General features: G+C 56.1%; 9 protein-coding genes. 2 read left to right on the forward strand and 7 right to left on the reverse strand.

Annotated elements, in window-relative coordinates; genetic code table 11:
• Positions 1 to 52 precede the first annotated feature (52 nt).
• Both lexA and AB6V08_RS16630 read right to left on the reverse strand, forming a co-directional pair.
• Positions 53 to 661: a transcriptional repressor LexA gene (gene lexA, locus AB6V08_RS16625; protein WP_368543930.1), complete on the reverse strand. Its 609-nt coding sequence runs from the start codon at positions 659 to 661 to the stop codon at positions 53 to 55.
• Positions 662 to 769: 108 nt separating this feature from the next.
• On the reverse strand, positions 770 to 1138 hold the full coding sequence (locus AB6V08_RS16630) for a diacylglycerol kinase (RefSeq protein ID WP_368543931.1): 369 nt from the start codon (positions 1136 to 1138) through the stop codon (positions 770 to 772).
• Positions 1139 to 1292: 154 nt separating this feature from the next.
• Between AB6V08_RS16630 and plsB the strand changes: the two genes are divergently transcribed.
• The gene (plsB, locus tag AB6V08_RS16635) at positions 1293 to 3713 is read left to right on the forward strand and encodes a glycerol-3-phosphate 1-O-acyltransferase PlsB (protein WP_368543932.1); all 2421 of its coding nucleotides are present in this window, start codon (positions 1293 to 1295) and stop codon (positions 3711 to 3713) included.
• Between the two features lie 93 nt (positions 3714 to 3806).
• Here the strand turns inward: plsB and ubiA are convergent, their stop codons facing one another.
• The 5 genes from ubiA to malK all read right to left on the reverse strand — a co-directional run bounded on the left by ubiA (position 3807) and on the right by malK (position 8929).
• Positions 3807 to 4676 carry a 4-hydroxybenzoate octaprenyltransferase gene (ubiA, locus tag AB6V08_RS16640; RefSeq protein WP_368543933.1) on the reverse strand — a complete coding sequence of 290 codons (870 nt, stop codon included), beginning with the start codon at positions 4674 to 4676 and terminating at the stop codon, positions 3807 to 3809.
• Positions 4677 to 4688: 12 nt separating this feature from the next.
• On the reverse strand, positions 4689 to 5186 hold the full coding sequence (ubiC, locus tag AB6V08_RS16645) for a chorismate lyase (RefSeq protein ID WP_368543934.1): 498 nt from the start codon (positions 5184 to 5186) through the stop codon (positions 4689 to 4691).
• A gap of 180 nt (positions 5187 to 5366) precedes the next feature.
• Complete coding sequence (malM, locus tag AB6V08_RS16650) at positions 5367 to 6308, reverse strand: maltose operon protein MalM (RefSeq protein WP_368543935.1); 942 nt, start codon at positions 6306 to 6308, stop codon at positions 5367 to 5369.
• Between the two features lie 114 nt (positions 6309 to 6422).
• A complete protein-coding gene (locus AB6V08_RS16655) occupies positions 6423 to 7745 on the reverse strand; it encodes a maltoporin (protein ID WP_368543941.1) in 1323 nt (440 codons plus the stop codon).
• Between the two features lie 74 nt (positions 7746 to 7819).
• Positions 7820 to 8929: a maltose/maltodextrin ABC transporter ATP-binding protein MalK gene (malK, locus tag AB6V08_RS16660; protein WP_368543936.1), complete on the reverse strand. Its 1110-nt coding sequence runs from the start codon at positions 8927 to 8929 to the stop codon at positions 7820 to 7822.
• A 370-nt stretch (positions 8930 to 9299) separates the two neighbouring features.
• On the opposite strand from malK, the gene malE reads away from it, so the two are divergent.
• On the forward strand, positions 9300 to 10490 hold the full coding sequence (gene malE, locus AB6V08_RS16665; protein ID WP_368543937.1) for a maltose/maltodextrin ABC transporter substrate-binding protein MalE: 1191 nt from the start codon (positions 9300 to 9302) through the stop codon (positions 10488 to 10490).
• The last annotated feature ends 20 nt before the right edge of the window (positions 10491 to 10510 follow it).

Genomic DNA, 10510 nt, shown 5'->3' on the forward strand with positions numbered 1-10510 from the left:
GGGCAGGAAAATAAGTCAGGCCGCGCGGAAAGCGCAGCCTGTCAGGAAGAGATTAGAGCCATTCGCCGTTGCGGATGACGCCGACGGCCAGCCCTTCAATGGAGAAGCTCTGCTCGCGCAAATCCACCACGATTGGAGAGAACTCGTTGTTCTCCGGCAGCAGTTGCACGGTGTTGCCCTGCTTTTTCAGGCGCTTAACGGTCACTTCGTCGTCAATACGCGCGACCACAACCTGGCCGTTGCGCACTTCCTGGGTTTTGTGAACTGCGAGCAAGTCGCCGTCGAGAATACCGATGTCTTTCATGGACATACCGCTGACGCGCAGCAGGAAATCGGCACTGGGTTTGAACATACCAGGATCAACCTGATAATGGCCTTCAATGTGCTGCTGTGCGAGGAGAGGTTCACCTGCCGCCACACGGCCAATCAGTGGAATACCCGTCTCTTCTTCCACCAGCAAACGAATGCCGCGTGATGCTCCGGACACAATCTCAATAACGCCTTTACGCGCCAGCGCTTTGAGGTGCTCTTCGGCAGCATTTGGAGAACGGAACCCCAGACGCTGCGCGATTTCCGCACGCGTAGGTGGCATACCCGTCTGGCCGATGTGATCCCGAATGAGATCAAACACCTCTTGCTGCCTAGTCGTTAACGCTTTCATTCCGCCCCCTGGGTGTATATACAGTTATGCTGTGAGTATATACAGTCAAAGGCGATTTTGGAATCAAAAACTGCACAAAAAACCAGGGAGTTATCGATTCCTGAAGGCTTATCGGAAATGTGACCAGAGGAGCGTGCCCCAGGTGATTAATGCGGTAATAATCGCCAGCAGCACGGCGGCGGATCCCATGTCTTTTGCACGACCAGAAAGCTCGTGGAAGTCGGAGCCAATACGGTCAACGACGGCCTCAATAGCGCTATTGAGAATTTCCACTATCATCACCAACAGCACAGAACCAATCAGAAGCACGCGGGTGATGGCGTCTACATCAAGGAAAGAGGCGATAATCACCGCGACAATGGCGGCAACGGCTTCCTGACGAAACGCGGCTTCATTGACCCACGCGGCACGGAAACCTTTCCATGAATAACCGGCAGCTTTGATGATTCGGGTTAACCCAGTGGTATTATTGGCCATTAAAAGAACCTTTTATGAGAAAAAGCGTCAGTAACTATAGCGGCTGCGCGTTTCGCTGCTGCCTGAAGTATGACGGGTAACAACAGAAATTTTGCGCGCTTTCTGTTATCCTTGCGCCGCATTTGCATTATTAACCAGAGGCTTTACATCGTTTATGTCCGGCTGGCCACGAATTTACTACAAATTACTTAATTTACCATTAAGCGTCCTGGTAAAAAGCAAGTCTATCCCAGCAGAACCCGCGCTGGAATTAGGGCTCGATACTTCTCGCCCTATTATGTACGTTTTGCCTTATAACTCGAAGGCAGACTTGCTGACGCTTCGCGCCCAATGTCTGGCGCATGAGCTTCCTGACCCGCTTGAACCGCTCGAAATCGACGGAACGTTGCTGCCGCGCTATGTGTTTATCCACGGCGGGCCACGCGTGTTTACCTATTACACGCCGAAAGAAGAGTCTATCAAGCTGTTTCATGACTACCTCGACCTGCACCGCAGCAATCCCAATCTGGATGTGCAGATGGTGCCGGTATCGGTGATGTTTGGTCGCCGTCCGGGCCGTGAAAAAGGCGAAGAGAATCCGCCGCTGCGTATGCTTAACGGCATTCAGAAGTTCTTCGCGGTATCCTGGCTGGGTCGCGATAGCTTTGTGCGTTTCTCTCCTTCCGTTTCCCTGCGCCGCATGGCGGACGAACACGGCACGGATAAAATCATCGCGCAAAAGCTGGCGCGCGTTGCGCGTATGCACTTTGCCCGCCAGCGTCTGGCTGCCGTAGGGCCGCGTCTGCCTGCGCGTCAGGATCTCTTCAACAAGCTTCTGGCCTCCAAAGCCATTGCCCGCGCCGTTGAAGACGAAGCGCGCAGCAAGAAGATTTCGCATGAGAAAGCGCAGCAGAACGCCATCGCGCTGATGGAAGAGATTGCCGCGAACTTCTCCTACGAGATGATTCGCCTTTCTGATCGTATTCTCGGCTTCACGTGGAACCGCCTCTATCAGGGGATTAACGTTCACAACGCCGAGCGCGTTCGCCAGCTGGCGCACGACGGTCACGAAATTGTCTATGTGCCGTGCCACCGCAGCCACATGGACTACCTGCTGCTCTCTTACGTGCTCTATCATCAGGGCCTGGTACCGCCGCATATCGCCGCCGGTATTAACCTGAACTTCTGGCCAGCAGGGCCAATTTTCCGCCGTCTGGGTGCGTTCTTTATTCGTCGTACCTTTAAAGGCAACAAGCTTTACTCCACCGTGTTCCGTGAATATCTCGGCGAGCTGTTCAGCCGCGGCTATTCCGTTGAGTACTTCGTCGAAGGCGGACGTTCCCGTACCGGGCGACTGCTCGATCCGAAGACCGGCACGCTGTCGATGACTATTCAGGCCATGCTGCGCGGCGGCACCCGTCCGATTACGCTGGTGCCGATCTACATCGGTTACGAACACGTGATGGAAGTGGGCACCTACGCGAAAGAGCTGCGCGGGGCGACCAAAGAGAAAGAGAGCCTGCCGCAGATGCTGCGCGGCCTGAGTAAGCTGCGCAACCTCGGTCAGGGCTACGTGAACTTTGGCGAGCCGATGCCGCTGATGAACTACCTGAACCACCATGTTCCGGAGTGGCGCGAGTCTATCGATCCCATCGAAGCGGTGCGTCCGGCCTGGCTGACGCCAACGGTGAACGGTATCGCCGCCGAGCTGATGGTGCGTATCAACAACGCGGGTGCAGCCAACGCCATGAACCTGTGCTGTACCGCACTGCTGGCGTCGCGCCAGCGTTCGCTGACCCGCGAACAGCTCACCGAACAGCTCGATTGCTATCTGGACATTATGCGTAATGTGCCCTATTCCGTCGATTCCACCGTTCCGACCGCGACGGCAAACGAACTCATCGAGCATGCGTTGCAGATGAACAAGTTTGAAGTCGAGAAAGACACGATTGGCGACATCATTATTCTGCCGCGCGAGCAGGCGGTGCTGATGACGTACTATCGCAACAACATTGCGCACATGCTGATGCTGCCGTCGCTGATGGCCGCCATTATTACCCAGCATCGCCGTATTTCCCGTCAGGAGCTGCTGCGCCATGTCGACGCGCTGTACCCGATGCTGAAAGCGGAGCTGTTCCTGCGCTGGAGTAAAGATGAGCTGGCGGCAGAGCTGGATAAGCTGACGGAAGAGCTGCGTCGTCAGGGGCTGATAACGGTCACCAACGACGAACTGCACATCAACCCGTCTCGCTCCCGCACCCTGCAGCTGCTGGCGGCCGGCGCGCGTGAAACGCTGCAGCGTTACGCCATTACCTTCTGGCTGCTGAGCGCAAATCCGTCCATCAACCGCGGCACGCTGGAAAAAGAGAGCCGCACGCTGGCGCAGCGTCTGTCCGTTCTGCACGGCATTAACGCGCCGGAGTTCTTCGACAAGGCGGTGTTCAGCTCCCTGGTGCTGACGCTGCGCGATGAAGGCTTTATCAGCGATACCGGTGATGCAGAGCCAGCAGAAACGCTGAAGGTTTACCAGATGCTGGCAGACCTGATTACCTCGGACGTGCGTTTAACGATTGAAAGCGCGACGCAGGACGAGTGATGTAAAAAAGCCGGGTGGCGCTAGCGCTTACCCGGCCTACGATCCTGCATGACATGTAAGCCCGGTCAGCGCTAGCGCCACCGGGCTTCTTTTTTAGCCAAAGTAGCTCATCGCCAGGCCCAGGAACAGCACCAGACCGACGTAGTTATTGTTCAAAAACGCTTTAAAGCAGGCTTCACGTTCGCGCTTCGCAATCAGCTTCTGCTGGTAGGCGAACAGCAGCCCCGCGACAAGCACTGACCAGTAGAACTCCCAGTTCAGCCCGTTCAGGCGACCGATTGCCACCATCAGCGCCAGCACCGCCACCTGCAAAATCCCGATGATCAGCTTGTCGTGACGACCAAACAGAATCGCCGTGGATTTGATGCCAATCTTCAGGTCATCGTCCCGGTCGACCATCGCGTACTGCGTATCGTAAGCCACCGCCCAGAGGATGTTGGCGAGGAACATCAGCCAGCAGCTCAGCGGCACGGACTCGCTCACCGCAGCGAAGGCCATCGGTATCGACCAGCCAAACGCGGCGCCCAGCACCACCTGCGGCAGATGGGTGTAGCGCTTCATAAACGGATATACCCACGCCAGCGCCAGCGCGGCGACGGAGAGCAGGATGGTCATGGTGTTGAGCGTTAACACCAGCAGGAACGAGAGCAGCACCAGCACCACAAACAGCGTGCGGGCCTCTTTCTCCGTGACCTGGCCGCTCGGCAGAGGACGATTGGCGGTACGCTTAACGTGGCCGTCAAACTTGCGGTCGGCATAGTCATTCACCACGCATCCCGCCGCGCGCATCAGCCACACGCCCGCGACAAACACCGCCAGGATCCACAGCGGCGGCAGGCCGGGGGTTGCCACCCACAGCGCCCATAAGGTTGGCCACAGCAGCAGCAGCGCGCCGATGGGTTTATCAGTTCGCATTAAGCGGTGATAGGCCAGCAGCTTGTTCTGCGTCAGGCTCCACTCCATTTTTTCTTCCTCTTAGTACAACGGCGACGCCGGTAAAAATAGCTCCGTCAGCATTAACGGTTTACCGCTCAGGCGAAGGCGGGAACGACGCCCCCACAGATCGGCATCGCGACCAATTTCAATAAAATCACGGGTGAGCTCGGACGAGGTGAAAAGATAGCGCCCAAGCGGGGTTTTCCCCAGGTTTTGCAGCGCCAGCTCCGGCCCCGTAAGGGTGGATTCCGGCACGACCGTGCGCCCGGCAAGCCACGGCTCGCCGTCGGCGCAGAGCAAAATTTCACGCAGCCAGTAGCGATTTTCCTGCGGCAGCAGCGGCAGTTCGCCGGCGATGTCCTCAGCGGTGACAAACCCTTCCTGAATCAGCGTCACGGTGACCGTTTTGCCCTGCTGCTCAAAACGTTTCGTCATGGAATCTTCCAGCAGCAACCAGTCGAGTTGCTCCGGGTCAAGCGCGGGTATTTGGTCAAAATAGCGCAGCGCACGCAGTTGCGTTAGCGCGGGGTGTGACATGCCAGACTCTCCGATACATAACGTAAAGGCATTGTATCGCAGAAAAGCGGATTGAGGGCGGGCAAACGCTAATTAGCGATCAATATCGCAACAGTGTTGCAACAGAGCCAGCGGCTGAAAAAAAAGTGCGCCCACTCAGGCGCACTAAAACGGACAAATCAGCACTGTGGGGGACGACCGTCACCCCTTGCCTTTTACACTGCTGATAAAGGTGGAACGGGCAGTGGTTGAACCTAAACGCTCGGCTTCATCAAGCAGCTTCAGGGCTTTGTCGACATCGCCGCTCTTAACCGCCTGCTTGATAGCATTATTGAAGTAGGTTTCGGTGTCGTTCAGCACCGGCTCGGATTTTTTCGCCGGGGCCGGGGCGGCAGCTGGCGCAGCGGCAACCGGTGCGGCATACGCAGGGGCAGCGGTATTGCCGACGGTCACGGGACCGGTGCCAGAGGAACCAAACAGCGGGCCAACCAGTACGCTGGAGGCGCTGCTGGTAGACACTTTCAGCTTCACAACGCCATCGGTGGTGTGACGGGCAATCGGGTCAGGGATATCCGGCACGGCGTTACCCACGCCTTTGGCGTAGGCTTTCGCCGGATCGAGAAGCGTTGTGGTTTGCTGTAAATCTTTCTCGGTGGTGAATACCAGCACGTAGATCTTCTGCTGGCCCAGCGCAGGCGTCAGGCGCATCACCCCTTCCAGGCGGTCGGCGCTCATGACGCCAGGCTCCTGGTAGGTAAAATATTCGCTTGGGAAGAACGCAGATGGCGTCATGTTCTGATCAAGAATGAGCACGTTCGGTGCATAGACGCTGGTCTGCTTATTCACTTCGCTCGACAGCGTCAGCGTCAGTTCACCAATATTCGCGGGCACGCTGTAGGCCACCACCGGGCCGCTGATGCCGGGCACGTTCAGGGTTTGCCCGCCCGTTGAGAGCTGGGTCGTTTGCGCTTTAGACTGATCGACCGGCGCCCAGACCAGCTGCTGCAGCGCCGCTGCCGGAATAGCTGGCGCAGCGGTTGTGTTTTGCGGGACGAAATTCACATTGGCAAACGTGACGGCAGGCACGCTCGCCAGCAGCCCTGCGGATAAGCAAAGGGCAAGGAGAGTTTTGTTCATTTTCATTGTTATCACCTCAAAAAACACTGGTTCAGCGGTAGCCAGGCAATAGCGCGCCGTCCCGAAGGATTGGGGGGCTTTCGCCCCCCTGTTTGGTCATTACGTCAGATTAAGACGGTATTACCACCAGATTTCCATCTGGGCGCCGAAGGACCACTCATCGTTGTCGCCGCGGCTGTAGGTAGCAGTTTTGGTATCGTTTTTCGCGATGCCGTTGTCATAGCCCCATTTTTCATCCCACTTGGCGTAGGTTGCGAAGACACGGATAGCCGGGCGAGACCAGATGCTGTCGCCTGCCTGCCATTGCTGTGCCAGGGTGATTTTGTACTGGTTGTTAGTTTCGTCAGTTTTCTGAGATTTAACGTTGTCGTAGCCAACTTCCAGCAGGGTGCTCATGATTGGCGTCCATTTGTACATTGGGCGCACGCCCACGGTGTACCAGGTGGTGCCGTTGTTGTCGTCACGATCGATATCCTGATACATACCGACGTACATCAGATCCCAGCTATCGCCCAGGGAGATTGCACCGTGGTCGAGGATACGAACCAGGGAACCATTGTTGTTGATCTTGTTGTCTACTGCGCCAATTTCAGCGTCGTTATCGTAGCTGTTGCCGGTGTAGGAACCCTGTGGAATACCTTTACCCTGCGTGGTCATAGCATCAGTTGCGTACTGAACAACGAACTTGTTATAGCCTTTCAGCATGCTCTGAGTGTGTTCAGCCGTGAACATCCAGCCATCTTTAGACGCGCCGTCTGCAAAGCTATAACCGTCAGTTTTGTTTGCACGACCGTAGTCAACGCCCAGCTCCAGCGTGCCGCCTGGGTTGATTTCCATCTGCGCTAAACGCACGTCAAACACGTCGTTGGCGGTGTCTTTGTATTTGCTGTAGATATCGTTGCTGGTGAAGATGTAAGAGCCGCCCGCTTCCTGAGAACGGGTCGCTGCCAGAGAGAGCTTACCGAAGCCCAGATCGACGTTTTCAATACCCGCACCAGGACCGGAGATATCCCAGTAGTAGAAGTCGATCATGTGAACGTCATGACGCTGATAGAAGCGCTTACCGGCCCAGATGGTGGAGCCTGGCAGCCATTCAATCAGGTTTTTACCCTGCACGTTTGCTTCACGGAATGCCGGGTCAGTGGCTTCCCAGTCGTTCTGCTGTGCGACGGAGTACGCTACGTTGGTGTCGAAGTAGAAGCTCTTATCGCCCTCTTTCCACACTTCCTGGCCCAGTTTCAGCTCAGCGTAGGTTTCACATTCGTTACCAAGACGGTATTTACTTTGAGCACCGGTTGCCTGGAAACACTGTTGTTCGCCGCCACTCCCGGTCCAGCCAATGCCGGAACGAGCATAACCATGAAAATCTACAGCCAGCGCCTGAGCAGACATAACGCCTGCTGCAACGGCAACTGCCAGTGGAAGTTTGCGCAGAGTAATCATCATTCTATCTCCTGAGATCATTGCTTTTCTTTGAACACTTCACCTGTCGGTTTCGTGCTTTTTATTGGGATTGCTTAAACGCCTGGCTCTTTGTGCAGCCGACGACATGCTGTGCCATCCTCACGGAACAGATGGCAACGCTCTGGCGGCAAGCCGATAGCGAATGTGGCACCCTCTTCTACCAACACCACGTCATTCTGGCGGTAGACCAGGTTCTGACGGATGGCGGGGATCTGGATATGAATCTGTGTTTCGTGACCAAGCTGTTCGACGACCTGAACCACGCCTTCCAGCGTCACATCGGCGACGTGGCTTGGCAGTAAGTGTTCAGGACGAATACCCAGGGACATGTTTGCCCCGACCTGTACGTTGGTGCTGTCGACCGGCAGCCATACCTGCTGACGGTTTGGCAGCTCCACCTGTACCTGTTCGATAGCTGTCGCGGTCACCTTGACGGGCAGGAAGTTCATCTTTGGCGAGCCAATAAAGCCCGCAACAAAGCGGTCTGCCGGGTAGTGATAAAGCTCCAGCGGTTTACCCACCTGCGCCACGCGGCCTGCGTCGAGCACCACAATCTTGTCGGCCAGGGTCATCGCTTCGACCTGATCGTGGGTGACGTAAATCATCGTGCGCCCCAGGCGCTTGTGCAGACGGGAGATTTCGATACGCATCTGGACGCGCAGGGCGGCATCCAGGTTAGAAAGCGGTTCATCAAGCAGGAATACGCGCGGCTCCGCCACCAGGGTACGACCGATCGCCACGCGCTGGCGCTGGCCGCCTGAGAGCGCTTTTGGCTTACGCTCCAGCAGGTGCGCGAGCTGGAGAACTTCCGCCACCTGCGTGACGCGCTGGTTAATCACCTCTTTCTTCGCCCCGGCCAGCTTCAGGCCAAAGGACATGTTTTCAGCAACGGAAAGGTGTGGATAGAGTGCATAAGACTGGAACACCATGCCCACGCCGCGTTCGGCGGGCGGGATGTCGTTCATACGGGTATCACCAATAAACAAATCGCCGCTGGTGATGGTTTCAAGACCGGCAATCATACGCAGCAGAGTTGATTTACCGCAGCCAGATGGGCCAACAAACACCACGAATTCGCCTTCGTGGATATCGAGATTGATGTCTTTCGACACCACCACTTCGCCCCAGGCTTTCGTTACATTACGCAGCTGTACGCTCGCCATGCCCTTCTCCCTTCGTTACAACCTGTCGCCGACAGAAACATTCAAGATAAGTTCACTATGGGGTATCCATTACTTACGTGAATCCTCCACCCCCCGGCTTTTTTATGGGGGAGGAGGCGGGAGGATGAGAGAGCAGGCTCTGCGACCGCGGCTGGGGGGCTTAGGCGAAAATCGTGAAGCCGCCTGCAAAAATCAGCGCGTTTTTATGTGCGCCAGCACTCATAACTTAAATTTATGCAACGGAGATCACACAAAGCGGGGGTGGGGCGTAGGAGTCAGGAGGATGGAAAGAGGATGTCAAATAAGGAGACTGAGTGACGTTGAACCACCTCATGTATCCACGAGCACATCACCAAAAAGGATGGCAGATATGAAGATCAAGACTGGCGCACGCGTTTTCGCATTGTCCGCCCTGGCAGCAATGATGATTTCCGCACCGGCTCTCGCCAAAATTGAAGAAGGTAAGCTGGTTATCTGGATTAACGGCGACAAAGGCTATAACGGCCTGGCCGAAGTGGGTAAAAAATTCGAGAAAGACACCGGTATCAAAGTCACCGTTGAACACCCGGACAAGCTGGAAGAGAAATTCCCGCAGGTAGCGGCGACCGGCGACGGCCCGGACATCATCTTCTGGGCGCATGACCGCTTCGGCGGCTACGCACAGTCTGGCCTGCTGGCTGAAGTCACCCCGGACAAAGCGTTCCAGGACAAACTGTTCCCGTTCACCTGGGATGCGGTGCGTTATAACGGCAAGCTGATTGCTTACCCGGTTGCGGTTGAAGCCCTCTCCCTGATTTACAACAAAGACCTGGTGCCAAACCCACCGAAAACCTGGGAAGAGATCCCTGCACTGGATAAAGATCTGAAGGCGAAGGGTAAATCTGCGCTGATGTTCAACCTGCAAGAGCCGTACTTCACCTGGCCGCTGATTGCTGCCGACGGCGGTTACGCGTTCAAATTTGAAAACGGCAAATATGACGTGAAAGACGTGGGCGTAGATAGCGCTGGCGCGAAGGCGGGTCTGACCTTCCTGGTTGACCTCATCAAGAACAAGCACATGAACGCGGATACCGACTACTCCATCGCGGAAGCGGCGTTCAACAAAGGCGAAACCGCGATGACCATCAACGGTCCGTGGGCCTGGAGCAACATCGACAAGAGCAAAATCAACTACGGCGTGACGCTGCTGCCAACCTTCAAAGGCAAGCCGTCTAAACCGTTCGTTGGCGTGCTGAGCGCCGGTATCAACGCGGCGAGCCCGAACAAAGAGCTGGCGAAAGAGTTCCTGGAAAACTACCTGCTGACCGATCAGGGTCTGGATGAAGTGAACAAGGACAAACCGCTGGGCGCCGTAGCGCTGAAATCCTTCCAGGATCAGTTAGCGAAAGATCCGCGTATCGCGGCCACCATGGATAACGCCCAGAAAGGCGAAATCATGCCGAACATCCCACAAATGGCGGCGTTCTGGTATGCAACGCGTACCGCGGTCATCAACGCAGCCAGCGGTCGTCAGACCGTCGATGCCGCGCTGAAAGATGCTCAGGGTCGTATTACTAAGTAATGCTTTTATCCCCTCTCCCT

Origin of the sequence: Enterobacter soli, assembly GCF_964208575.1 — a bacterium.
Classification (GTDB): Bacteria; Pseudomonadota; Gammaproteobacteria; order Enterobacterales; family Enterobacteriaceae; genus Enterobacter; species Enterobacter soli_A.

Coding starts and splice junctions, on each gene's coding strand:
- ubiC (WP_368543934.1), bottom strand. CDS start 5,186: ATGTCACACCCCGCGCTAACGCAACTGCGTGCGCTGCGCTATTTTGAC.
- AB6V08_RS16655 (WP_368543941.1), bottom strand. CDS start 7,745: ATGATTACTCTGCGCAAACTTCCACTGGCAGTTGCCGTTGCAGCAGGC.
- AB6V08_RS16630 (WP_368543931.1), bottom strand. CDS start 1,138: ATGGCCAATAATACCACTGGGTTAACCCGAATCATCAAAGCTGCCGGT.
- plsB (WP_368543932.1), top strand. CDS start 1,293: ATGTCCGGCTGGCCACGAATTTACTACAAATTACTTAATTTACCATTA.
- malE (WP_368543937.1), top strand. CDS start 9,300: ATGAAGATCAAGACTGGCGCACGCGTTTTCGCATTGTCCGCCCTGGCA.
- malK (WP_368543936.1), bottom strand. CDS start 8,929: ATGGCGAGCGTACAGCTGCGTAATGTAACGAAAGCCTGGGGCGAAGTG.
- malM (WP_368543935.1), bottom strand. CDS start 6,308: ATGAAAATGAACAAAACTCTCCTTGCCCTTTGCTTATCCGCAGGGCTG.
- ubiA (WP_368543933.1), bottom strand. CDS start 4,676: ATGGAGTGGAGCCTGACGCAGAACAAGCTGCTGGCCTATCACCGCTTA.
- lexA (WP_368543930.1), bottom strand. CDS start 661: ATGAAAGCGTTAACGACTAGGCAGCAAGAGGTGTTTGATCTCATTCGG.